Annotated in this window: 19 protein-coding genes; 3 read left to right on the top strand and 16 right to left on the bottom strand. The window is 64.7% G+C overall.

What is annotated here, in order from left to right:
* Positions 1-117 precede the first annotated feature (117 nt).
* The 3 genes from R9B85_RS06550 (at position 118) to R9B85_RS06540 (ending at position 3877) form a co-directional block, all read left to right on the top strand.
* Positions 118-747 (top strand): glutathione S-transferase family protein, encoded by a 630-nt coding sequence (locus R9B85_RS06550; protein WP_112253423.1) that lies wholly within the window; start codon positions 118-120, stop codon positions 745-747.
* Positions 748-774: 27 nt separating this feature from the next.
* Positions 775-2811, top strand: a complete 2037-nt coding sequence (locus R9B85_RS06545; RefSeq protein WP_112253424.1) for a pyridoxamine 5'-phosphate oxidase family protein — start codon at positions 775-777, stop codon at positions 2809-2811.
* A 169-nt stretch (positions 2812-2980) separates the two neighbouring features.
* On the top strand, positions 2981-3877 hold the full coding sequence (locus R9B85_RS06540) for a LysR family transcriptional regulator (RefSeq protein ID WP_112253425.1): 897 nt from the start codon (positions 2981-2983) through the stop codon (positions 3875-3877).
* Position 3878: 1 nt separating this feature from the next.
* Here the strand turns inward: R9B85_RS06540 and R9B85_RS06535 are convergent, their stop codons facing one another.
* The 16 genes from R9B85_RS06535 to tssA form a co-directional block, all read right to left on the bottom strand.
* Positions 3879-4529, bottom strand: a complete 651-nt coding sequence (locus R9B85_RS06535; protein WP_423770913.1) for a hypothetical protein — start codon at positions 4527-4529, stop codon at positions 3879-3881.
* Positions 4530-4537: 8 nt separating this feature from the next.
* Positions 4538-4786, bottom strand: coding sequence for a hypothetical protein (locus tag R9B85_RS06530; protein ID WP_207879231.1), 249 nt, complete (start codon positions 4784-4786; stop codon positions 4538-4540).
* A gap of 25 nt (positions 4787-4811) precedes the next feature.
* Positions 4812-5468 (bottom strand): hypothetical protein, encoded by a 657-nt coding sequence (locus R9B85_RS06525; protein WP_423770912.1) that lies wholly within the window; start codon positions 5466-5468, stop codon positions 4812-4814.
* Between the two features lie 10 nt (positions 5469-5478).
* On the bottom strand, positions 5479-9834 hold the full coding sequence (locus R9B85_RS06520) for an RHS repeat-associated core domain-containing protein (RefSeq protein ID WP_423770911.1): 4356 nt from the start codon (positions 9832-9834) through the stop codon (positions 5479-5481).
* A 9-nt stretch (positions 9835-9843) separates the two neighbouring features.
* Complete coding sequence (locus R9B85_RS06515) at positions 9844-10278, bottom strand: DcrB-related protein (RefSeq protein ID WP_112253429.1); 435 nt, start codon at positions 10276-10278, stop codon at positions 9844-9846.
* 11 nt (positions 10279-10289) lie between these two features.
* Positions 10290-12227 (bottom strand): type VI secretion system tip protein VgrG, encoded by a 1938-nt coding sequence (locus R9B85_RS06510; protein ID WP_207879233.1) that lies wholly within the window; start codon positions 12225-12227, stop codon positions 10290-10292.
* Positions 12228-12238: 11 nt separating this feature from the next.
* Positions 12239-14914: a type VI secretion system ATPase TssH gene (gene tssH / locus R9B85_RS06505; RefSeq protein ID WP_112253431.1), complete on the bottom strand. Its 2676-nt coding sequence runs from the start codon at positions 14912-14914 to the stop codon at positions 12239-12241.
* On the bottom strand, positions 14907-15923 hold the full coding sequence (gene tssG, locus R9B85_RS06500; protein WP_112253432.1) for a type VI secretion system baseplate subunit TssG: 1017 nt from the start codon (positions 15921-15923) through the stop codon (positions 14907-14909). The genes tssH and tssG overlap by 8 nt, the downstream gene beginning before the upstream one ends.
* On the bottom strand, positions 15920-17782 hold the full coding sequence (gene tssF, locus R9B85_RS06495; protein ID WP_112253433.1) for a type VI secretion system baseplate subunit TssF: 1863 nt from the start codon (positions 17780-17782) through the stop codon (positions 15920-15922). The genes tssG and tssF overlap by 4 nt, the downstream gene beginning before the upstream one ends.
* Positions 17779-18294: a type VI secretion system baseplate subunit TssE gene (tssE, locus tag R9B85_RS06490; protein WP_112253434.1), complete on the bottom strand. Its 516-nt coding sequence runs from the start codon at positions 18292-18294 to the stop codon at positions 17779-17781. Before tssE ends, tssF begins: the two co-directional genes overlap by 4 nt.
* Positions 18288-18728, bottom strand: a complete 441-nt coding sequence (locus R9B85_RS06485; RefSeq protein WP_181457383.1) for a hypothetical protein — start codon at positions 18726-18728, stop codon at positions 18288-18290. The genes tssE and R9B85_RS06485 overlap by 7 nt, the downstream gene beginning before the upstream one ends.
* Positions 18725-19165 (bottom strand): type VI secretion system amidase effector protein Tae4, encoded by a 441-nt coding sequence (locus tag R9B85_RS06480; protein WP_207879239.1) that lies wholly within the window; start codon positions 19163-19165, stop codon positions 18725-18727. Before R9B85_RS06480 ends, R9B85_RS06485 begins: the two co-directional genes overlap by 4 nt.
* 70 nt (positions 19166-19235) lie before the next feature.
* The gene (locus tag R9B85_RS06475; RefSeq protein ID WP_112253436.1) at positions 19236-19724 is read right to left on the bottom strand and encodes an Hcp family type VI secretion system effector; all 489 of its coding nucleotides are present in this window, start codon (positions 19722-19724) and stop codon (positions 19236-19238) included.
* A gap of 71 nt (positions 19725-19795) precedes the next feature.
* Positions 19796-21292: a type VI secretion system contractile sheath large subunit gene (gene tssC, locus R9B85_RS06470; protein ID WP_133974866.1), complete on the bottom strand. Its 1497-nt coding sequence runs from the start codon at positions 21290-21292 to the stop codon at positions 19796-19798.
* 11 nt (positions 21293-21303) lie between these two features.
* Entirely contained in the window at positions 21304-21819 is a 516-nt protein-coding gene (gene tssB / locus R9B85_RS06465) for a type VI secretion system contractile sheath small subunit (RefSeq protein WP_025340314.1), read from the bottom strand.
* Between the two features lie 72 nt (positions 21820-21891).
* Positions 21892-22929, bottom strand: coding sequence for a type VI secretion system protein TssA (gene tssA, locus R9B85_RS06460; RefSeq protein ID WP_423770910.1), 1038 nt, complete (start codon positions 22927-22929; stop codon positions 21892-21894).
* Positions 22930-23271 lie beyond the last annotated feature (342 nt).

Raw genomic sequence — 23271 nt, 5'->3', positions numbered from 1 at the left:
TGCATTATTCCGCCTCGCGAAATTATGGTTTCCCCGCCACGCGGATTCTGCTGTCAGTCGAACCAGTGCAGCATGTGCTCCACCAGCCCATCCCGGTGCTGACGAGGAGCCAAGCCCATGTCGAACCCGATCAAGCTTTACAACTTCCCCAAGTCCGGCCACGCCCACCGCATCGAGCTGATGCTCTCGCTGCTGAACCTTCCCACCGAGCTGGTGTTCGTCGACTTGGCCAAAGGCGCGCACAAGCAGCCGGACTTCCTCGCCCTCAACCCGTTCGGCCAGGTCCCGGTCATTGATGACAACGGCACGGTGGTCGCCGACTCCAATGCCATCCTGGTGTACCTGGCCAAGAAGTACGATAACGGCACCTGGCTCCCCGAGGAACCCGCTGCCGCCGCCCGCGTCCAGCGCTGGCTTTCGGTCGCTGCCGGCCCGTTGGCCTTCGGCCCTGCTGCTGCGCGTCTGGTCACGGTGTTCGGTGCCTCGTTCAACACCGATGAAGTGATTACCCGCGCCCACACCCTGCTGAAAGTGATCGACGCCGAGCTGGCCAACAGGCCCTTCCTGGCGGGTAGCACACCCACCATCGCCGATATCGCCAACTACTCGTACATCGCCCATGCACCTGAGGGCAATGTGTCGCTGGAGCCCTATGCCAACGTACGCGGCTGGCTGGCGCGGATCGAGGCGCTGCCGCGCTTCGTGCCCATGCCACGCACCGTGATCGGCCTGCAGACCAGCGCCTGACGCTCAGCCACTGCGAGGAACGCCGCCATGCAACAGAACCCGGACCACCACTCCTCCCCCTGGCATGCGGGAGAGAAGACCCTGCAGGAAAAAGCCGGTGTCGCGGAGCGCATGGAGGCGTTCGGGCAGAAGGTCATTCGTGACTACATGCCCGATCAGCATCGTATTTTCTATAACCAGTTGCCATTCATGGTCGCTGCCAGCGTGGACGCACTGGGGCGGCCCTGGGCGACGCTGCTGGAAGGGCCGGAAGGTTTCGTCAGCTCGCCGGACCCGCGCCAGCTGACGATCGACACTCAACTGCCGGCAGACGATCCCGCTACCCCGGGGCTGGCAGCCGGGCAGGCGGTCGGCCTGTTGGGGATCGAACTGCACACTCGCCGGCGCAACCGCCTCAACGGGCAGATTCGCGAGGCCGGCGACAGGCAACTGCAGGTGACTGTGGAGCAGTCGTTCGGCAACTGCCCGCAGTACATCCAGCTGCGTGACTACACCCGCGTCGCAGAACCCGCCCAGGGGCGTGTCGATGCGACGACACTCGATGCCTCGGCTGTCAGCATTATCCAGGCAGCCGATACTTTCTTTGTCGCCAGCTATGTCGAGCATGACGACGGCCAGCGTTCGGTGGATGTCTCCCACCGTGGCGGGCGGCCCGGGTTCGTCAAGGTCGAAGGCAACCGCCTGACCATTCCCGACTATGCTGGCAACCTGCACTTCAACACCTTGGGCAACCTGCTGGTGAACCCGCAAGCAGGGTTGCTGTTCATCGATTTCAGCAACGGCAACGTGTTGCAGCTCTATGGGCATGCCGAGTTGCTGCTGGACAGCCCGGCCATCCAGGCGTTCGAAGGCGCCGAGCGCTTGTGGACGCTGGAGGTAGAGCAGGTGGTATGGCGCCCGGCTGCCGTTTCCCTGCGTTGGGCCTTCAAGGAGTACGCGCCGACCAGCCTGATGACCGGCACCTGGGCCGAGGCCGACATACGCCTGCAGCAACGCCAACAGCAGCGCCAATGGCAGGCCTGGCGTGTGCTGCGGGTGGAGCAGGAAAGCCGCGATATCCGCTCGTTCTACCTTGAGCCTCCTGCAGGTAGTGCGATGGCTTTTGCCCCAGGGCAGCATGTTCCGGTGCAAGTCCAGCTCGACGGCGAGGCAGCACTGATCCGTACCTACAGCCTGTCCAGCGCGCCTTCGGACGGCTACCTGCGCATCAGCGTCAAAGCCCAGGGTCCTGCTTCGCGGCACCTGCATGAGCGTGTCGTGCCCGGCGATGTGCTGAACGTGCGCCCGCCGATGGGCAGCTTCACGCTGGACCAGCAGAGCACACGGCCGCTGGTGCTGATCGGCGCGGGTGTGGGTATCACGCCATTACTGGCCATGCTGCGCGAGCAGTTGAACAAGGGGCGGGCACGGTGCATCCATCTGTTCCATGGTGCGCGCAGCCTGGCCGACCTGCCGTTCCGTGAGGAGCTGGCAAGCTTGCGGCAGCAGGCTGGCGGCCTGCTGCACGTGCACCGCGCCCTTAGCCAGCCGGAAGAGCATGCGCTGGTGGGGCGTGATTACGAGTTTGCCGGTCGGCTGGGTATCGAGCAGGTCAAGACGACGCTTGCGCTGGACGACTACGATTTCTACCTGTGTGGCCCGGGCAGTTTTACCCAGGACCTGTATGAAGGGCTGCGCGGGGTGCATGTGCCGGATGCACGGATCCATGCCGAAGCCTTTGGCCCGTCGACGCTTCGGCGGCACACCGACGATGACCAGCCCACCCTGCAACAGCCGCCGGCGGCCAGCGAGCCGGTGCCGGTATACTTTGCGGCTTCGGCCAAGGAGGCGCGCTGGGCGCCCGGTAGCGGTACGCTGCTGGAGTTGGCCGAGGCGCGTGGGCTGGCGCCGGAGTTCAGTTGCCGAGGTGGATCGTGCGGTACCTGCAAGACCCGGTTGGTCAGTGGCCAGGTGCATTACCCGAACCTGCCGGCCGAGCTGCCGGAGGCGGGGTCGGTGTTGATCTGCTGTGCCGTGCCGGCCCGGTCGGAGGAGGGGGCGCAGGCGTTGGTGCTGGATCTGTAAGTAGCCTGTCCCGGCCCTTCGGGCTTGCCCGCTCCCACAGGTACTCCACTGCCCTCAGGGATGGTGAATGACCTGTGGGAGCGGGCAAGCCCGCGAAAAGGCCGGCACAGGCAACACAAAATGCCCAGATGAAAGATAATCCCGGCACCTCACAATCCCAGGAGCCCGCATGGACCAGATCCACCTGATGAAGGTGTTCGTCGCCGTAGGCGAGCTGGAGAGCTTCGCCGCCGCTGCCCGCCGCCTGGACATCTCCCCAGCTGCGGTCACCCGTGCCGTCAGCGCCCTGGAAGAGCAACTCGGGGTCAAGCTGCTGCTGCGCACCACCCGTAGCGTGCGCCTGACCGAAGCCGGTGGCCGCTACCTGGAAGATACCCGGCATATCCTCGCCAGCATCCACGAGGCCAACGAAGCCGCCGCCGGCATCAACGCTACGCCCAAGGGCGACCTGGCCGTCACTGCGCCCATCCTGTTCGGCAAGAAGTTCGTCATGCCGTGCATCGTCCACTACCTGCAGCAGTACCCTGAGGTTGACGTTTCCGCCTACTTCCTCGACCGCATCGTCAACATGGTAGAGGAGGGCATGGACGTGGCCGTTCGTATCGGCCCCTTGCCCGACTCCGGGCTCAAAGCACTGCGGGTGGGCAGGGTCCGACGCATGTTGTGCGCCTCTCCCGAATACCTGGCGCGTCATGGCGTGCCAAAGCACCCGTCCGACCTGGCGGAACATGCGGTGATCGGTACCACAAACCTGTCGCCGCGAGCCGGCTGGCGTTTCGGAATAACCGATGAACCGACCCTGGTGCGCATGAAACCCCGCTTGATGGTGACCAGCAATGACGGGGCGATCGCTGCGGCCAGCGGCGGGTTGGGCATTGCCCGCCTGCTGTCGTATCAGGTCGCAGATGAATTGGCCAGCGGGCAGCTGCAGGTGATCCTGGCCGATTATGAAGAGGCGCCTTGGCCGATCCATATACTGCACCGGGAGAGCAAGTACGGTTCAGCCAAGGTCCGGGCCTTCATTGACATGCTGGCGCAGGCGCTGAGGGCTCGGCAGCTGGACTGATTCAGGTGAACTGAATGAAGAAGAACCCGGCGTCATCGCCTTCCTTGCCACGGCGCGCCTGCATGTCCACGAACAGGAAGCCGTTACCTTCGCCAAACAGCCCAACATGTTGCGGACTGGCTTTGGCCACGTCGGCGTCCACCAGTTGCATCATGAACATGTAGCGCGGTGGTTCGTAGATCGGATCCTGCAGCCAGCAGGGGCGGCCGCTGGGTTTGCTCAGGCCGATCCCGCTGTCCTCATCCTCATGCTCCTCGTCATGCTCCTCGTCGGTCATCTCTTCGAAATCGATGAACGCTCGCTCCAGCAGCAAGGGCGGGGTGCTGGGCTCCAGGGGCTGGCTGGCGAGTTCATGCAGGATGACCCGGGCAAAGCCACCGCTGATGACGCTCTGCAGTTCAGACTGCTGATTGACCGTATAGCGACGCTGAAGTGGGCGGTTGAAGCTACCGTCCTGCTGTTGCTCGACTGCAAGGAAAACGGTGATAGCCATGCCTGGCGGGACGAACCGGGCCGGTTGGAATTGTTCGGTAAGGGTCATGATGGGCGTCATAAGCCCACCGGTTTGCGGATTGGCCGGCCACAGGGAAAGGTCCTTGAGCAAAGGCGCACCACCGATCTGGCCAAAGCCGCGATCTTGTTGGGACAGCACGATTTTCTTCATGACGCACAGGAAAGCAGGGTGAAGGTAAAGCATCCTGGACATTGCCTTTCCAGCCATTCCTTGGCGCATTCGCTCAGAAAATACCCACGATAAACATCGCCTTTGAAAAAGTCGGCCTGTTCATCGCCGGCGCGCTTGATGCTGTCTATGTCGGTATCTTCATCCCAGGCGATCATCCCCTGAAGCAGTGCCGCGCCCCAGTCTCCCCAAGGGGATGGCAGGTTGTCTAAATAGTAAATGTTCATATCAGAGGCATGTTCTTTCGGCCATTCAGGCGTACTGAACGAAAAAGAACCCGGCTTCGTCGCCTTGGTTTTTTCGTCGGGCTTGCTTGTCCAGATAGATGTAACCGATGCCATCCAGGAAGATCCCTTCCTGCTGTGGGGCCCAGCGGCTGATTTCGTAGTCGGTCAGTTGTAAAAGAAGCAGGTACCGGCTTGGAACATAGATGGGATCTTGCATCCAGGCTGCTCGACCGAGTTGCTTGCTGATGCCAAGACCGGAGTCCTCGTCATCGTGCTCTTCGGCGAATTCCTCTTCGGTCATTGGCTCGAAGTCGATAAAACGGCGCTCCAGCAAGAGCGCTCCAGGCGGGGCTGGTAACTCCTCCTCACACAGCCGGTGGAGAATGAACCGTGCGTAACCATTGTGGATACCGGGTAGCTCCGCTTGCTCATGAAGTGAGTAGTGGCTGACGACGGATTGCTTGAAGCCGCCGGCGCGCTGTTTTCGAGCTGTGATGAATACCGTGGCAGCCATGCCGGGCGGAAAGATTTTAGCCGGCAGGAAGTTTTCCGTGACCGTACACAGAGGCGTCATCGGCTCCTGGGTGTCGGGCGACAAAGGCCACAAGCCTGGGTCGTCCATGCGGACGCTGCCACCCACCTGACCGAAGCCTTTGTCTTCTTCGGTAAACACGATCTTCATTGAATGCACGTCAATAACATCCCTTGCTTTTTGCATATGACCGGGCTAGCCGCCTGGCGGTGCGGAGTTGGTCCTGGGTCACGATATTACGGGTAACCAATGTGTTGTAGATAGCTTCGGACATCAGTCGGATTTCCAGTTTGCCGCGCTTGAGCATCTGGTTTGGCCCCAGTCCTCGTAGTGCTCGCAAGCGGCGCTCCTCGTCGTGAACCATGGTGTGGTTGCTACGCTTGAGCGCCATTGCCGGGTTGCCTTTTACCCGGTTAGTCGTGGCGATACCTTTGTCCTGCATGAACTTGTGACGCATGATTTCATGGGCATCGTGGCCGTCTTTTTTATGAGCATCGGTGCCGAAGCCTGCGGATTCGCCTTCTTTGAGCAGCCCCCATGGGTCGATCCAGGTAAACGGGTTGGGCGCATACTCGTAAAGGTTCAAACCACCGGCCAGACCAATCGGGTCAGGCTGGGTAAAGCGGCCTATCTCCGGATCGTAGAAGCGGAACAGGTTGTAGTGCAGGCCGATTTCGCGGTCCAGGTACTGGCCCTGGAAGCGCAGGTTCTGTTCTTCCGGCAGGCGGGGGGCGCGCTGTTCATCCCAACTTGCGCCCCAGGTCAGGTAGCGCGCCGACCACACGACCTCGCCGGTGTCATCGGTCAACTGCTCCGGCAGGCCGTTGATGTCATTGTGGTAATGCAGCACTTGCTGGTGAGCACCCAGGCCATCCACCCGGGCCAGCGGTTCGTGGCCATCGTCTTCATACAGGTACAACGCCTGCCGGCCGTTGTGCTGCTCACCTAGCAGGCGCAGGCCACTCCAGTTGAAGCGGGTGCGGCCGACCACCTGGCCGTCGAGCGTCGATTCGATCTTCTCCGTGCGCCGGCCCATCGGGTCGTAGCGCATGTCGATGATGCGTTCCCGCCCGGGTTGCAGGTTGCGCACCTGGACCAGCCGGTGCTCGGCGTCGTAGCGAAAATGCTGCGTACCGCGGCGGCGGCTGCGCTTTTCCACCAGGCGACCGAAGCCATCGTAGCGATAGCGCTTGTCCTCGAAAGTGAGCACGCGGTTGTGCCGGACCAGCCCGGCACCTGCCGCCAGCGGGTCGAGCAGGTTGCCGGCCGGGTCGTAGCGGAATGCTTCGCGCTGGCCGGCAGGGCTGTCCTGGCGCCCCAGCACATGGCCGCAGCCATCATGCTGATAAGCCTGCAAATAGCCGCTGCCGGGGTGCTGCACCTCGCGTACGGCCAGTTGGTCGGCCGCGTCGAACTGGTACCGCTGCTGGTCTGGCGCCGGCAGCTGGCTGGGTTGGGTTGCCGGGCGGCGCAGCAGAGTGCGCAGGCGCCCACCACGGTCGTACTGGCGTTGAATCGCCAGGTTGCCCTGCAGACGCAGCGTCTCCCGGTGTACGCGGTCACGCTCGAAATCGCACACCACCTTGCCATCGAGGTTGATCTGGTGCAGGTGCCCGCTGCCGTAGTACAGGCGGTTGATCCAGCGGCCGTCGGGGACTCGCGTGCGGGTGACATTGCCGAGCGGGTCGTACTGGTACTGCACGCTGCCCTGCGCGCTGTGTTCTTCGAGCAACTGGCTCAGTGCATCGAAGGCGAAGCCCAGTTCCTCGACCTGGCCATCCACGGCGGTACGGCGGATCGCAACCACGTTGTCCAATGCGTCGTTGCAGTAGTCGGTGCGTCCCTCATCGGTATGGCGGGTCAGCAGGCGACCGCCGGCGTCATACGCCATGCGATGAATAATGGGCGCTTCTGCGCTGCCCGGTGCAGGCAGGAAGGTCACCTGGACAAGGTTGTCCAGTGGGTCGTACTGGTAGCGCCGCAAGCCGCCGTCCAGGTCGCGTTCGGCGATCAGCCGGTCGCCTGCATCCCATTCGAAACCGTAGGCTTCGCCATTTTCGTTGTACAGCGCGAGCAGGCGCCCATGGTTATCGTACTGGTAGCGTACCTGCCGGCCGAGCGCATCGGTGCGCAGTTCCAGTTGCCCGCGGCGGTTACGCCGGTATTGGGTAACGTGACCTGCCGGATCGAGGTGCTGAACCAACAAGCCGCTGGCATCGAGGGCAAACGCTTCGCTGCGGCCATCGGGCAAGGTCACGCTACGCAAGCGACCCTTGCTGTCATGCTGGTAGTCGGTGCGCTCGCCCTGGGCGTCGGTGATCGATCGCAAGTGGCCCAGGGTGTCGTAGGCGAAGCGGGTCAGGTAGCCGGAGCAGTCCCGCTGTTCGACCAGCAGCCCTTGCTCGTTCCAGCGCAGGTGGCGGCTGGAACCATTGGCATCGATGATTTCGACAGGGTTGCCCTGGCTGTCATGGCGATACCGTGTGTGCTGGCCCAGCGGGTCGGTTTCGCGCGTGCAGTTGCCGCGTTGGTCGTAGGCGAATGTCCAGCGGTGGCCGGCCTGGTCGGTCTGGCTGCGAGGCAGCGACCAATGCTCGAGCCACTCGGTCGACTCGCTACGCCCCAGCGGGTCGACCGTTTCGGCAAGGTTGCCCGACTCATCGTAGAAAAACTGCCAGCGTCCATCCATGGGGTCGCTCGCCGCGAGCAACTGGCGCTCGTCGTTCCATTCGAAGCGCCAGGTCCGCTCGAGTGCATCGGTGTAGGCGGTGATCTGATACTGCGGGTTCCAGTGGCGCACGGCGACGCGGCCAAGGCTGTCGGTCACCCGCGTGATGCCTGCGGCCACATCGTATTCGAAGGCGTAGCTGTCGCCGCCGTTGGTCCAGTGTCGCACCACCCGCCAACCGTCCTCATGCTGCGCCCATTCGTAGTTGCAACACAGGCCGCCGCCAGTACGGTGTTCGATCATGCGTCGGGCGGCGTCGTAGGCAAAGCCGCGCAGCGGCTGGCTTGCGCCATCCAGCACCTGAGCCAGGTCACCGTTGGCGTCATAGCCATAGCTGGCCAAGCGTTGCGATTCGCCGCTCGCCGCGTGGAAGTCGACGTGGCTCACTCGCTGTGGCCATTGCTCGCTGTAGCCGAGCCGGACACGCACCTGGTCGAAGGTATCGCGCAACTGGCAAAGGCGGCCCTGGTTGTCGTAGTCCAGGTAGATCCGGTTGTCGTTGCGATCACCGATCTGGCTAAGGCGCAGTCGGTCAGGCCGCCCCGGGGTCGGCTGGAACAGCCGATACTCGCCTTCGCGGCTTTCGGTCAGCAGCTCGCCGTTGTGCGCCCGGCGTACGCTCAGCCCTTCACCGACGCTGAACACCGCATCACCCAAGGTGATGATGCCCATGTCCACCCGGCGGGCCTGCTCGTCGACCAGCACCAGGTGATCGTCTTCGCTGACCTCTACCGAAACTTCGTAAGGCAGGCTCCAGCCCGCGCCGAACAAGCCATCGACCCGCTCGTCGTGGCTGTTGTAGAGGCGTTGCCAGGCGATCGGCAGGGTGGCCTGCACGGTGAAGTCGAGGTCTTCATCGCCACACAGGACCTTGCCGCCGGTCGCCGCATGTACCGGGTTGGGCGAACCGGCCATGGCCTGGGTGAGGGCGCTGGTCACCTGGCCGGTTACGACGCTGCTCACCCCGCCCACCAGCATGCAGCCGAACTTGCTGTAGAACTTGCCGCCACGCCCGCGCAGCAGCATCAGCGCGGTCACTGCCAGGCCGATGCCCGGCGTCTTGCCGCTGCGGATCTCGCGCACAACGATCGGTTCACCGCCGATGCGCACGTTGCTCGATACCAGGCCACCGTCGACGATCACCGCTTCGCAGGTGCTGCGGTCACCGCTGCGGCAGGCCGGGTGGCCATTGATCAGCACCTTGCTTGACCCTTCGGCCAGGTACTGCGGTGGCATTGGCGGGTGCTTGCTGCACAGTACCTTGTCGTCCGGTGCTGGCAAGGTATTGGCAGCGGGCGTGGCCACGGTCGGCCGCCACATCTGCGAGAAGAAGCCCTTGGCCATGTCCAGGAAACTTTCTTCCTTCGCCTCGCCAGCCTCGGCGCCGGCCTGCTCCAGCGGTGCCGGCGGGCCAGTGACGATGCCGGCAGCACGTGCCGCGCGCATGCCGTTGGTGCGGGTGTTCGGCGAGCCACTGATGATGGTGGCCTGCACCGACGGCGGGAACAGGAAATTGCCGATGCCCTCGCATAATCGGCTCAGGCCGGTATCGGCGCCGGTCTTGGCCATGACCACACCGACCACCAGGCCAACCACCGCGCCCAGCACGAAGCAGCCCAGGCCACCGGTGGCCACGGTCAAGCCGAACGCTGCCGCCACGGCGGCAGTGGCCAGGGCGCCGATGGCCACGGTGGCGGCGATTTCCAGTACACCGCCGACAATGTCCGCCAGCATCGAGGTGTGCATAAGCGCGTCGCCTTCGCGGGCGGCCCACAGGGCGTCGGACATGGTGCGCGATCAGCCCAGGTTGTCGAAGTCGAGCGACTGCTTGATGGTTGCCCAGTGCGCCGCTTCGGCCGCGCCCAGCGGGCTGGCCTTGACGTAGCTCAAGGCAAACATCTTGCGCGTGCCCGGCAGCACCAGGGCCAGCTGGTACTGATAGACCTTTTCCTGGCCCTTGCTGAACTGGCTGCTCAGCTCGATGGCGGCGATCGCCTGCTCGGTGCCTACCCGCACCGCCTGGGCAGGCTGCATGCGCAGGTCTTTGACCTGCTGCTGCAGGCGCTGCAACTGGCCGTCGAAATTGCTCTGCAAGGTCTCGCCTTCGGCCAGCAGGCTGCGGCTGATGATCAGCGAAGTGGCCAGCGCCTCGAAGCGCAGGATGTTGATGCTGCTGTCCTGCACGGCGGCATCGGGCAGGGCCAGGCGGAATTCGTTGACGCGATAACTCATGACAGGTCTCGTTACTGGTCGGAGCCGGAGAAGATCGCCTTCACCGAGTCGTCGATGGTCTTTTTCACACCCTGGTTGTCGGGCGCGGTCTGCGCACCACTGCCGACGTTCAGGTCGAGGGTGCCGTCGGTATTGATCTCGCCGTTCTGCTTGGCATGGAAGCTGAACTGCTCGCAGCTGATGTTGATCTGGCCGCTGGCGTTGAGCTCGATGACGCTCTTGCCGCACACCAGGCGCAGGTTTTCACCCACTTCGATCAGGTAGCTGGTGCTGACGCTATCGGTCTTGCTGGCGCCGACCAGCAACATGTCGTCGCGACGCACGGCGCGGATGCGGTCCTGGCCGATGGTGATGGTTTCCAGCATGCCCACCGTCTGGGTGCGGTTGATGCCGACGGCCAGCGTCTCGCTCTGCTCGACCACGGTGTCCATGTTGCGCTCGGCATGCACGTAGATCTGCTCGGCGCCCTTTTTGTCTTCCATGCGGATTTCATTGAAATTGGCCGGGCTGCCGCCTTTGCTCGAGCGGCTTTTCATGCCGCTTTGCGTAGCATTGGCGGGCAAGTCGTAGGGCACGCTCTGTTCTGCGTTGTAGACGCGACCAGTGATGATAGGCCGGTCGGGGTCGCCTTCGAGGAAGCTGACGATCACCTCCTGGCCGATGCGCGGGATCTGCATCGAGCCCCAGTTCTTGCCGGCCCAGGCTTGTGATACGCGGATCCAGCAGGAGCTGTTCTCGTTGGACTGGTCGTGGCGGTCCCAGTGGAAGTGCACTTTCACCCGGCCATACTGGTCGGTCCAGATCTCCTCGCCGGCGGGGCCGACCACCACGGCGGTCTGCGGGCCCTTGACGATAGGCCGCACGGTGCTGCCCTGCGGGCGGAAGCTCTGCTGTGCGTCGATGCAGCTGAGGTTGCTTTCGAATTGCGCCGCGCCGCTGCCGGTGCCGCTTTCCAGGCGCTCCTGGTGCACGTAGTAGCGTGCGCCGACGATCAGGTATTCGCGGTTCTGGTCCTGGCGGGTGAAACCGCTGAGGCTGAACAAGTGACCGCTGCCCAGGCCACGGGCGTTGCCGCGCAGCTCGACCCGCTCGTGCAGGCTTTGCAGCGATTCCAGGCGCGTACGCGCGTAATGCTCGCCATCCTGGCTTTGCTGGTAGGCGCCGGGGTAGTCGTACAGTGGGTAGTCACCGGCCTGATGCGGGCGTGGCATGGCCGAGCGCACGTCGATACGCGCGCTGGGGCGCTGGAAGTCGTAGTCGTTGAGCTCCAGGGAACCTGGCTGGACTTCCTGGGCCAGGTGCCAGTCGTTGATGTGGTCACGCTCGCGGTGCTGCCCGTCCGGCGGGTAGAAGGGCACGGTTTCGTAACCAGGTACCTGCGGGTGCGCGCCATAGGCGTCGGCCAGCACCAGCACGTGGCGCTGCGCTTCATGGCGGAAGAAGTAGTAGATGCCTTCCTCTTCCATCAGCCGGCTGACGAAGTCGAAGCTGGTCTCGCGGTACTGCACGCAGTATTCGCGTTCGCGGTAGCTGCGGCTCAGGGCATCCTCGAAATCGGAAAAGCCCAGATCGCGAAACACCTGCTTGATGATCTGCGGCGCGCTCTGGTGCTGGAAGATGCGGCAGTCGCTGGTGCGGGTCAGCAGCCACAGCCATGGGCGCAGGGTGACCCGGTAGCTGGCGAACTGGCCCTGGTCCACCGACTGGCTGCAGCGGGCGACGATGCCATGGAAGTAACGTGACGTGCCGAGGCCCTGCTGCACGCTCAGGCTCATCGGCTTGCCCAGCAGGGCGTTGAGGTCGATGGCCGGGTCGTCGCTGGTCAGCTGCAGCTCATAGTCGAACAAGCGGCCGAGCTCGTCGCTGCCGCCCATTTCGGCCAGGATCAGCTTGTCCGGCCCCAACGGGCTGTTGATCTGCGCCAGGCGCGTGAACTGCGTGAACAGCATGGTCGGTCCTGTCAGTCGGCTGCGCCGAAGTCATAGTGCAAGTCGTTGTCGCGGCGGCTGATGCGCACGCTGGCCAGCGGCTTGCCTTCGAGCATGCGGGTGAGGAACTCGCGGCTCATGTCCGGCAGCAGGCCGTTGGTGAGGATGGCGTCGATCATGCGGCCACCGCTTTCGGTTTCGCTGCAGCGCGAGACGATCAGCTCCACCACCCCTTCGTCGTAGGCGAAGCCGACCTTGTGCGTGCCTTCCACGCGCTTGCGGATGCGCTCCAGTTGCAGGCGGGTGATGGCCTTGAGCATGGCGTCGCTGAGCGGGTAGTAGGGGATGGTCACCAGGCGGCCGAGCAGCGCCGGCGGGAAGATTTCCAGCAGCGGCTGGCGCAGCTGGCTGGCCACCGTGTCCGGGTCGGGCAGGGCCTGCGGGTCGCTGCAGGTGCGCGCGATGAGCTCGGTACCGGCGTTGGTGGTGAGCAGAATCAGCGTGTTGCGGAAATCGATCTGGCGGCCTTCGCCGTCCTCCATCACGCCCTTGTCGAAGACCTGGAAGAAAATCTCGTGCACGTCCGGGTGGGCCTTCTCCACCTCGTCCAGCAGCACCACGCTGTACGGCCGGCGGCGCACGGCCTCGGTCAGCACGCCGCCTTCGCCGTAGCCGACGTAGCCAGGTGGGGCGCCCTTGAGGGTCGAGACGGTATGGGCCTCTTGGAACTCGCTCATGTTGATGGTGATCAGGTTCTGTTCACCGCCGTACAACGCCTCGGCCAAGGCCAGTGCAGTCTCGGTCTTGCCCACGCCAGAGGTGCCGGCGAGCATGAACACGCCAATCGGCTTGTTCGGGTTGTCGAGGCCGGCGCGGGAGGTCTGGATGCGCTTGGCGATCATTTTCAGCGCATGGTCCTGGCCAATGATGCGCTTGGCCAACAGGCTGTCGAGGTTGAGCACGGTCTCGATCTCGTTGCGCGCCATGCGCCCCACCGGGATCCCGGTCCAGTCGGCCACCACCGAGGCGACTGCCTGGTAGTCCACGGTCGGCAGGATCAGCGGGCTCTCGCCTTGCAGGGCGCTCAGGCGCCGTTGCAGGTCGGCCAGCGTTTCGCGCAGTTCAGGGTTGCCAGGCACCTGCGCGTCCTGGTCGACCACCCCGGCCTGGTCGCGCAGCTGGGCACGGGTGGCCAGCAACTGGTCGACCAGGGCCTTTTCTTCGGCCCAGCGGCTTTCCAGCGTGGCCAGGCGTTGGCGCTCTTCGGCCAGCAGGGTTTCGGCCTGGGCCTGGCGCTGCGCGGTAGGCACGCCGATGGCGGCTTCACGGGCAATGATCGCCTGCTCGACCTCCAGCGCCTCGATACGCCGGCGGCTGTCGTCGACCTCGGCCGGCACCGCGTGCAGGCTGATGGCCACGCGCGCGCAGGCGGTATCGAGCAGGCTCACCGACTTGTCCGGCAACTGGCGCGCCGGGATGTAGCGGTGCGACAGCTTGACCGCGGCTTCGAGCGCTTCGTCGAGGATCTGCACCTGGTGGTGCTGCTCCATGGTCGATGCCACTCCACGCATCATCAGCAGCGCCTTGGCTTCGCTCGGCTCGTCCACCTGCACCACCTGGAAGCGGCGGGTCAGCGCCGGGTCCTTCTCGATGTGCTTCTTGTACTCGGCCCAGGTGGTTGCCGCCACCGTGCGCAGGCTGCCACGGGCGAGCGCCGGCTTGAGCAGGTTGGCGGCATCGCCGGTGCCGGCAGCGCCACCGGCACCGACCAGGGTGTGCGCTTCATCGATGAACAGGATGATCGGCTTGGGCGAAGCCTGCACATCCTCGATCACCTGGCGCAGGCGCTGCTCGAACTCGCCTTTCATGCTGGCGCCGGCCTGCAGCAGGCCGACGTCCAGGCTGCGCAGCTCGACGTCCTTGAGCGCCGGCGGCACGTCGCCGGCGACGATGCGCAAGGCGAAGCCTTCGACCACGGCGGTCTTGCCGACACCGGCCTCGCCAGTAAGGATCGGGTTGTTCTGCCGGCGGCGCATGAGGATGTCGACCAGCTGGCGGATCTCTTCGTCACGGCCGACGATAGGGTCGAGCTTGCCGCTGCGGGCCTGTTCGGTCAGGTCGACGGTAAAGCGCTTGAGCGCCTCCTGCTTGCCCATCGCCGCGGGCGCCACGGCGCCGCTGGCTTCGCCAGGTTGCGCAGCACTGAAACCGTCGGTGGCGCCCAGGTGGTTCTCCGGCGAGTCGCCCACGTATTCGCTGAAGCGTTCGCTCAACGCCTCGACCTTCAGCTTGGCGAACTCGCTCGACAGCCCCAGCAAGGCGTGGCGCAGGCTCGGGGTCTTGAGAATGCCAACCAGCAGGTAACCGGTGCGCACCTGGCTCTCGCCGAACATCAGGCTGCCGTAAACCCAGCCGCGCTCGACGGCTTCTTCCACCTGCGAGGACAGGTCGGTGATCGACGTCGAACCGCGCGGCAGCCGGTCCAGCGCATCGGTCAGGTCGCGGGCCAGGCGCGCCGGCTCTATATCGCACTGGCGCACGATACGGTGCAAGTCGCTGTCCTGCAGTTGCAGCAACTGGTGCAGCCAGTGCACCAGTTCGACATAGGGGTTGCCCCGCAGCTTGCAGAACACCGTTGCGGCCTCGATGGCCTTGTAGGCGATGCTGTTGAGTTTGCCGAACAGCGCGGCGCGGCTGATTTCACCCATGGTCCTGGTTCCTTGTATGGTGGGCGGCGGCCGGCTGGTCGGCGTAGTACCGGGCCAGCTTCAGGTCGCGTGCATCGTGCGGAGGGCGGCCGAGCCAGGTATCGAAACCGAGGCGCTGGCCGGCATTGAGTTGCAACGCAGGCACCTGGTCCTGCGCGAGAATCAGGTTGAGGTCCCAGTCCAGTTCCTGGCCCAGGTATTCGGCGACCCATGCCGCCAGTTCGACGAAGGCCTGTCCGCCGGGTAGCAGGGCGTGGTACTGGTCGAGGCTGAGCGGGCCGAGGCACAGCCGGAACTTGTGCTGGCGGTCCCAGACGTAGCGGCCCAGGCACAGGTCCACGCCCAGGCGGTTGGCGCGCACGCCGAGCTGGCTGCGTTCGGGCAGTTCAAGCCATTGGCCGACGTATTCTTCAAGCGCCACAGGCACGCCGAAATACCCGCTGAGGATGCTGCACAGGCCGTCCGGGTAACGGGTTTGCGCGCTCAGGTGGCCGGACCAGTGCAGTTTGGCGGTGTCTGCCAACGCGCCCTGGCCTTGCAGTTCTGGTTGGCCACGGCCACTGAGCGCCGCCAGGCGCGCGGCCCAGTAATCATCACCCGGGCGATCGTGGCTGACGGTCGGTCGGGCTTCGGCCCAGGCACGGTAGAACAGGCTCAGCAGGCGGTGATGGAAGACATCGAGGAAGGCCTTGCTGGTCGAGTCGGCATGGTTGCGCTGGCGCTCGCGCATGTATTCGGTCAGGTGCAGTGGCAGTGGCCCGTTGGGCCCACCGAGGCCGAAGAAGAACTGCTCCAGGCGCGCCGGCTGGTTGCCGTCGGCGCTGACAGAGGCCAGGGTCGCCGGGGCGAACCCGCAGTCCAGGCGCTGGCCCAGGCGCACTGGCTCGTCGGCCAGGCGCAGGGAATGGCCGAAGCGTGGCAGCTCGGGGTATTGCGCCTCGAGGCGGCGCAGCGCCTGGAAGAAGTCGTACGCCCAAGGCTCGTCCTGCATGGCCTGCAAGGTGTTCATAAGGTCGGCCTGCGCCCCGGTTTGGCCGCCCAGCGCATGATCTCGCCGCGTTCGCTGGTGCGCAGTACCGTTTCGGTGAAGCTGTTGATCGACACGTAGCGGGTCAGGAAGCGCTCGAACACCGCGCCGAGCAGGAACACGCCGGTCCCGCGGAAGGCGTTTTCGTCGAAGGTCAGGGTGATCTCCAGGCCACGCCCGAAAACGATCGGCCCGGGCATCGGCAGGCGTCGGGTGCAGGGCTTGCTACTGACGTCGCGCAGGCCGTCGATCTGCAGGTTCAGGGCGCTGTCCTGCGGGTCGCCATACAGGCGCAGCAATTCGCGCAGGGCGGCGGCGCCCTGGCCATGCTCGGCCAGCGACAGGTAGTTCAGCGACAGCTGGCTGATCAGGCGCCAGGCGCGGTTGTCATGGGCATGGCTGGCCTTGGGCCGACTCGGGCCGGCCAGGCATCGCACGCCGGCGACCGGCGCGCTGTCGGCCAGGCTGAAGTCGCTGCGCCCGTCGCCAACACTCATGAACAATGGCAGGTCGCGGTTGCTGCACAGGGCGCTGATACCCAACTGGCGCAGGTCGTGGCGGTAGGGCGCCTGCTGGCCATCGACCAGGCTGATGAACGTTTCGCTGCCCATGTAGCTGGAGCGGGTGCCATTGCGTCGCTGGTCGCTGGACAACACCCGCGGCTCGCGGCGCACGATGTAGTAGGCCTGGTCGCGGCCGTAGCGCGACGGGTCGCGCACCGCGTAGAACGGCAGGAATTCCTGATCCGGGCCGGTACCATGGCCGGTGACCCGCTGCAGGGAATGGATCTCGAAATCGGTGGGCCGGGTGCGGTCGGCGATCACGTGGTGTTCATGCACCCGATCGGAAAGGTGCAGGCGGTCGACACGGCGCGGGAACAGGTTGATCGCCGGGGTGCAGAACGGCACGAACTGGCCCGCGCCGACGCTGCCCTCCAGGCTCTGGTCGAAGCGCTCGAACAAAACCAGCACTTCCAGCGTCTGGCCGGTGCAGCGCTGTACGGCCGGCTCCAGCCCGGCAAAATCGACGAACAGGAAGCGCTGCGGCAGGGCGAAGTACTCCTGCAGCAGGCGGTAGCCCTGGAAGGCCTGGGGCACCACCGGCAACGCTGCTTCGCGGTCATCGAAGCCACACGGGCGCAGGGCCTGTTCGACCGGAATACGTTCCACCCAGTCGGCGCCGGGTTGGCGCACGAACACCGCACAGGCGCTGCCCAGCAGTTGCTCGTAGAGGCGGAACGGGGTTTCGTCGGCGCCGTTGAGGTACAGCGGCAGATGGCTGAGCGGCAAGCTGGCGAACGGCACCTCGGCGCCACTGCGCAGGGTCAGGCGCAGGCCGGCGCGGGCTTGCGGCACGCTGCTGGCCAGGCGCCCGAGTACAGCGCCGGGGTTGCCGAAGTACTCGGCGCGGGCTACCTGCAAGGGCCAGAGCGTGACGTCCTGGGTGCTGCGGAACTCGCATGGGGTCTGCGAGTTGCGCCCCAGGTTGGCGCGCAGCACGCTGTCACGCGGCAGGCGGAAACCGGCGGCCAGCGAACCCTCGTCGGGGTCGGTCTGCAGTTGCACCACGGTCATCGATGGGGTCGGCGCCAGGTAGTGCGGGTAGGCGATCTCCAGCAGGTTGTGGGTGAAGGTCGGGTACTCGGCGTCCAGCTTGAGCTGCACCCGTGCGGTGAGGTAGGCGAAGCCTTCGAGCAGGCGCTCGACATAGGGGTCGGCACACTCGACCCCGGACAGCGTCAGGCGCCCGGCGATTTTCGGGTATTCCCGGGCGAACTCCGCCGCACTCTCGCGGATGTGCTGCAGCTCCTGGTTGTACAGCTCGAGCAGGCGCGGGTTCATGCACGCCTCCGGCGTTCGGCAGGGGCCACGCGCACATGGCCGGACTCAAGGTCCACCTCGGTCTGCAGCAGCAACGGCAAGGCCGCCGGCTGGGCCCACAGGTCGCCTTCGATTTCGAAACTCAGGGCGTTGGCATTCATCTCGCCAGGTGCGGCCTGGGCCCGCACCTTGAGGGTATGAGCGAGGATGCGTGGCTCGTAGGTGGTGATGGCCTGGTGGATGATGCGCTCCAGGGCGGCCAGGTCGATGTTCGAGGCGCTGTTGCCGGCCAGGGCCGGCAGGCCGTAGTTGATCACCGAAGCCCCGGCCGGGGTGCCCAAGGTAGTGGCGCTGTCGAGCAGCGAAGTGGTGTTGAGCAGCCAGGCGAGGTCGCGCAGTACCGAGGCCTTGAGCTGGTGCAGGCTGAGCACGCGCTTGTCCGGGGCTTCCTGCGGGTTGCCCGGGTCGTCGTCGGTCAGACGGTCCAGCAGCGAGGGCTGCAGGCGGTCGCGGGCGGCGATTTCGGCTACCACTCGAACAACCCCACGAAGTTCTTCTGGTCTACAGGGCCGTTCCAGCAACTGGCGCCACGCGCCAGGATGGAGGGCTCCAGGCGCTCGCCCAGCTGGCGAACAGCCTGGTACTGGCTGTCGCAACGGCCGGGCTGTGACGGGTCTGGCTGCACATGGCTGACAATAATGATCTGTGCGCCATTGAACTGCTCCACGCGAGGCTTGCCGCCATCTCGCTCCGGGCTGAGCTGGCAGGGCCAGGGCATGTCCAGCTGCAACAGCGAGGCATCGGCCTTGCGCAGCGCGCAGCGGCCTTCGTGGTTCACCAGCGCAAGCGTTTTCCCGGCAAGGGTAACCTCAGGCGCCGCGCTCGACGAGGGGGCGGGGGGCTGGGCACACGCATTCAGGGCGAACGCGACCAGCAGGGCCGGGATGGCTTTGAGCGCACGTTTCATTTCAGCTCCCAGAACCAGACGGCCTTGGAACGATGGGCCTGGTCGGCGAAATAGCCCGTGACCCGGCCTCTGTCCCACAGGTCGATGTGATCGCCGGTACGGTCGTCGAATGCCTGCCCGGCACGGGCGAAGCAGTCCTTGAAGAAAATGATGCCGCGCTTCTGGCCGAGCTTGAGACGGTCGCCTGCACTGCCGCTCAGTTGCAGCGGGGCGCCGAGATGGTGCTTCCACAGCCAGTTGGCCAGCGACTCGGCACCCCGGGCATGGCCATGGGCACAACGTGGTTCGCTGTAGGTACCGGCGTTCACCTTGATGGTGTGCTCGCCGTTGAGCGCGATACTCATGCGAATGGCGCACTGGTTGTCCCAGCCGCCGTCGCAAGGCGAGGAGTCGGTCGGGTAGGCATTCCAGAGGTTGATGAAAGAAGGCTTGGCCATTGGGGTTCACCGTGAGCGGGTGAGGTGGGGAAAGGCGCCCGCGCCAGCCAGGCGGCGCGGGCGCGGTCGGTCAGATCTTGACGTTGGAGCGGATGTTCCAGCCGTACTTGATCGGGCCGCCTTCCTTGGTGCCATCGGCTTTCTGCGGCTGATAGTCGACGGTGACCTTGGCGAAGTTCAGGGTCACGTGCTCGGTCAGGCGGTCGTCGCTGCCCGAGCCACCGGTGCTCAGCGAGCTGATGATGACTTCTTCAAGGTTGATGATCAGGTACTCGACCTGGCTCTCGCCACCGGCCTTGCGCACGGTCAGCTTGACCTTGTCGATGTGCTTGCCGCTGGAGCAGTGGGCCATCAGGTTGGGGCTGGACTTGTCGATGTACTTGGTGATCGACAGATCCTGGATGTTGACCTTGCCCGAGCCGCCGCCGCTGCCCATGTGCATGTTGCCGGACTGGGACATGCCCCAGCTCCAGTTGAGCACGTCGATTTCGTCCTTGTGGCCCTTGTCGTGGGACTCGCCCTTGATGTCGCCGATCTTGATGAAAATATCTACAGCCATGATGTCCTCGGTATTACGCGTCAGGTTGGCGGTTTGGTGCAGTTGGGGCTGTCAGGCAGCCCCGGGGGCGGTCAGGCCCCTTTGGCCGAAGGCAGCTTCGATACCAGGCGCAGCGACACGGTCAGCCCTTCGAGCTGATAGTGCGGGCGCAGGTAGAAGCGCGAGTTGTAGTAGCCCGGGTTGCCTTCGACGTCCTCGACCACTACTTCGGCCGCTGCCAGCGGGTGCTGGGCCTTGGTGGTCTCGGTGGAGTGCGCCGGGTCGCCGTCGACGTAGTTGAGGATCCAGTCCTGCAGCCAGCGCTGCATCTCGTCCTTCTCCTTGAACGAGCCGATCTTGTCGCGAACGATGCACTTGAGGTAGTGAGCGAAGCGGCAGGTAGCGAACAGGTACGGCAGGCGCGCGGCCAGGTTGGCGTTGGCGGTGGCGTCCGGGTCGTCGTATTCGGCCGGCTTCTGCAGCGACTGGGCACCGATGAAGGCAGCGAAGTCGGTGTTCTTCTTGTGCAGCAGCGGCATGAAACCGTTCTTGGCCAGCTCCGCTTCGCGGCGGTCGGAAATGGCGATTTCGGTCGGGCACTTCATGTCCACGCCACCGTCGTCGGTGGGGAAGGTGTGCGCCGGCAGGCCCTGCACTTCGCCACCCGACTCCACGCCACGAATGCGCGAGCACCAGCCGTAATACTTGAACGAACGGTTGATGTTCACGGCCATGGCATAGGCGGCATTGGCCCAGGTGTACTTGCTGCTGTCGGCGCCGTCGGTGTCTTCTTCAAAGGCAAACGCCTCTACCGGGTCGGTCTTGGCGCCATAAGGCAGGCGCGCCAGGAAGCGCGGCATGGTCAGGCCGATGTAGCGCGAGTCTTCGGACTCACGCAGCGAGCGCCAGCCGGCATATTCCGGTGTGGTGAAGATCTTGGTCAGGTCGCGCGGGTTGCTCAGTTCCTGCCAGGAGCCCATGCCCATCACGGTCGGCGAGGCGGCGGCAATGAACGGCGCGTGCATAGAGGCGCAGATCTTCGACATCTCGCCCAGCAGTTCGACGTCGGGTGGCGACTGGTCGAAGTAGTAGTCACCGACCAGGCAGCCATAGGGTTCGCCGCCGAACTGGCCGTACTCTTCCTCGTACAGCTTCTTGAACACCGGGCTCTGGTCCCAGGCGGTGCCCTTGAACTTCTTCAAGGTCTTGTGCAGCTCGGTCTTCGAGACGTTGAGCACGCGAATCTTCAGCTGCTCGTCGCTCTCAGTGTTGTTCACCAGGTAGTGCAGGCCACGCCAGGCGCTTTCCAGCTGCTGGAAGTCGTCGTGATGGATGATCTGGTTGACCTGCGCGGTCAGCTTGGCGTCGATGGCGGCAATGATCTGCTCGATCGAGCCGATGGCATCGTCGGATACCAGGCTGGTCTGCGCCAGGGCCTGCTCGGCCAGCGTGCGCACGGCGCTTTCTACCGCTTCCTTGGCACGTTCGGTCTTGGGCTTGAATTCCTGCAGCAGCAGGTTGGCGAACTCGCTCGGGTCCTGGGTGGCAGCTGCCGGCTGGCCCTGGGCGTCGCGCAATGGATCGTTCATGAGCTGTCTCCTCAGGCCTTGGGCTCGTTGTCGACGGGTTTCGGTGCGCTGGCCAGGGCCTGCAGCAGGGCCGGGTCCTTGATGGCCTTGAGGATGATGTCCTCGGCACCGGTCTTGCCGTCCATGTAGGTCAGCAGGTTGGCCAATTGGGTGCGGGCCTCGAGCAACTGGTTGAGGGCATCGACCTTGCGTGCCACGGCGGCCGGGCTGAAGTCGTCCATGCTCTCGAAGGTGATGTCCAGGCTCAGGTTGCCTTCGCCGGTCAGTTCGTTGGGCACGTTGAAGGCCACGCGTGGCTTCATCGCCTTCAGGCGCGAGTCGAAGTTGTCGACGTCGATTTCCAGGAACTTGCGCTCGGCCACCGCTGGCAGCGGCTCGGCCGGCTTGCCGGCAAGGTCCGACAGCACGCCCATGACGAACGGCAACTGGACTTTCTTCTCGGCGCCGTAGAGCTCGACGTCATATTCGATCTGCACCCGCGGCGCACGGTTGCGCGCGATGAATTTCTGGGAGCTGTCTTTCGCCACGTTGTTCCTCCTGGTCGCCGGTGCGGCGGGGCTGTTTGTTGCGGGCGTCGGTGTTGATGCGGGCCGAGGACGTCAGTTGTCCTCGGGGCCGCGCAGGTTCTCGAATTGCGACCAGCCATCGGGGATCAGGTCGCGCACAATGGTTGCGAAATCGGCATTGACCAGCTTCTTCGCCCGGTGCAGCAGTACCGGCAGCGGGCTGGAGGGTTCGTGGCGTGCGTAGTACTGCAACAGGCGGTCGAGGCTCAGCTGCACGTCTTCGCGGCTGTTGACTTCGCCGGGGCGGGCAGCCGGCCGTGTGTCGGGGGCAGCACCGGCGATCGTCAGCCGGTCGTCATCGCTTTCGGCAGATGGCGCGTTAGCGGCTTCCGGGGCTGGGCCCGCCCCGTCGGGGCAGTAGTCGGCCAGTACCTGCTGCACCTGGCGCAGCGGCTGGCGCAAGGCTGACAAATCGATACCACTGGCCGATCCGACCTGGTCGTTGACCCGGTTCTCGATGGCGTCCACGGCCTCGCGGGCCAGCCGCAACGCCTCTTGGCATTGCTGCAACTGGTCGGCGTCGGCGTCACGCAGGGCGGCGGCCAGTTCCTCGGCGCTGAGCTGTTCGCTGGCGAAATGCTGCACGCCTGCGGCGTGCAGCGCCGCGCGCAGGGTGACCGGGCCGAAGGCACGTGAGCGCACCAGCACGGCGTCACGCAGCAGCGCGATGTTGGTGTCGCAGGTCAGGCCGGCCAGGGCGTTGACCCGTACCGTTGGGTCGTTGTCGTCGGCGGCGTCCAGTTGTGGGTGCAGGTGCAGCCAATACTCGCCGAGCAGGTCGCGGATCAGTTCCAGGCTGGCGGCAAGCCCTGGCAGGCCGTGCAGGGCCAGGTTGGCCTGAAGCAGGAAATGGGTGATGCGAAGGTCCTTGCTGCGTTGCAGCAAGGTCGTGCTTGCCTGCTCGATATCGCGCCACTGCGGTGGCTCTGCAGGCTGCACAGCGTCGCCCATGACGCGCTCGGGGCGGCCCTGGGCGTCACGTTCCAGTTGCAGAAACTCGGCGTCATATTCGAGGTCCTCGCCGCAGGGGAAGTCAGCGGAAACAGCGGCGAGCAACGGCGATGCGTTCACCAGAATTCGATCTCCATATCGGCCCTTGGTGAGGGCGTGTTGTGTGTGCGTAGTTGCAAGTGTGAACTGGCGCACAAACTTTCCAAAGAGTGCCAGGGTGATATCATGGTGATATTATTTTGGCACTTCGAAGTTGCGCATTTATGGTTTATTTATTCGCGAGTGTCAAGGTAAGCTACGCGCTCCCGAGTGCCACATGTGAATTCGTTGGCAGTTACCGGGCACCGCTCGTCCGGTTCCATTCGGTTAGCCTCGGCGTTGGCTTTGAATAGCCCTGGCATGTTCGGTTGTATGTGCAAAGCCCCGTAAATCAAGGGGTTCAGCCATTTTTGAGTGGCTGTG

Origin of the sequence: Pseudomonas sp. NLJ1 (assembly GCF_049486705.1) — a bacterium.
Classification (GTDB): domain Bacteria; phylum Pseudomonadota; class Gammaproteobacteria; order Pseudomonadales; family Pseudomonadaceae; genus Aquipseudomonas; species Aquipseudomonas inefficax.
Note: the sequence above shows the minus strand (reverse complement) of the source record. Positions and strands in the feature narration are given on the sequence as shown.

What these genes read in the sequence shown, in the direction of transcription:
- R9B85_RS06550 (WP_112253423.1), top strand. Translation starts at nt 118, where the DNA reads ATGTCGAACCCGATCAAGCTTTACAACTTCCCCAAGTCCGGCCACGCC.
- R9B85_RS06545 (WP_112253424.1), top strand. Translation starts at nt 775, where the DNA reads ATGCAACAGAACCCGGACCACCACTCCTCCCCCTGGCATGCGGGAGAG.
- R9B85_RS06540 (WP_112253425.1), top strand. Translation starts at nt 2,981, where the DNA reads ATGGACCAGATCCACCTGATGAAGGTGTTCGTCGCCGTAGGCGAGCTG.
- R9B85_RS06530 (WP_207879231.1), bottom strand. Translation starts at nt 4,786, where the DNA reads ATGAACATTTACTATTTAGACAACCTGCCATCCCCTTGGGGAGACTGG.
- R9B85_RS06525 (WP_423770912.1), bottom strand. Translation starts at nt 5,468, where the DNA reads ATGAAGATCGTGTTTACCGAAGAAGACAAAGGCTTCGGTCAGGTGGGT.
- R9B85_RS06520 (WP_423770911.1), bottom strand. Translation starts at nt 9,834, where the DNA reads ATGTCCGACGCCCTGTGGGCCGCCCGCGAAGGCGACGCGCTTATGCAC.
- R9B85_RS06515 (WP_112253429.1), bottom strand. Translation starts at nt 10,278, where the DNA reads ATGAGTTATCGCGTCAACGAATTCCGCCTGGCCCTGCCCGATGCCGCC.
- R9B85_RS06510 (WP_207879233.1), bottom strand. Translation starts at nt 12,227, where the DNA reads ATGCTGTTCACGCAGTTCACGCGCCTGGCGCAGATCAACAGCCCGTTG.
- tssH (WP_112253431.1), bottom strand. Translation starts at nt 14,914, where the DNA reads ATGGGTGAAATCAGCCGCGCCGCGCTGTTCGGCAAACTCAACAGCATC.
- tssG (WP_112253432.1), bottom strand. Translation starts at nt 15,923, where the DNA reads ATGAACACCTTGCAGGCCATGCAGGACGAGCCTTGGGCGTACGACTTC.
- tssF (WP_112253433.1), bottom strand. Translation starts at nt 17,782, where the DNA reads ATGAACCCGCGCCTGCTCGAGCTGTACAACCAGGAGCTGCAGCACATC.
- R9B85_RS06485 (WP_181457383.1), bottom strand. Translation starts at nt 18,728, where the DNA reads ATGAAACGTGCGCTCAAAGCCATCCCGGCCCTGCTGGTCGCGTTCGCC.
- R9B85_RS06480 (WP_207879239.1), bottom strand. Translation starts at nt 19,165, where the DNA reads ATGGCCAAGCCTTCTTTCATCAACCTCTGGAATGCCTACCCGACCGAC.
- R9B85_RS06475 (WP_112253436.1), bottom strand. Translation starts at nt 19,724, where the DNA reads ATGGCTGTAGATATTTTCATCAAGATCGGCGACATCAAGGGCGAGTCC.
- tssC (WP_133974866.1), bottom strand. Translation starts at nt 21,292, where the DNA reads ATGAACGATCCATTGCGCGACGCCCAGGGCCAGCCGGCAGCTGCCACC.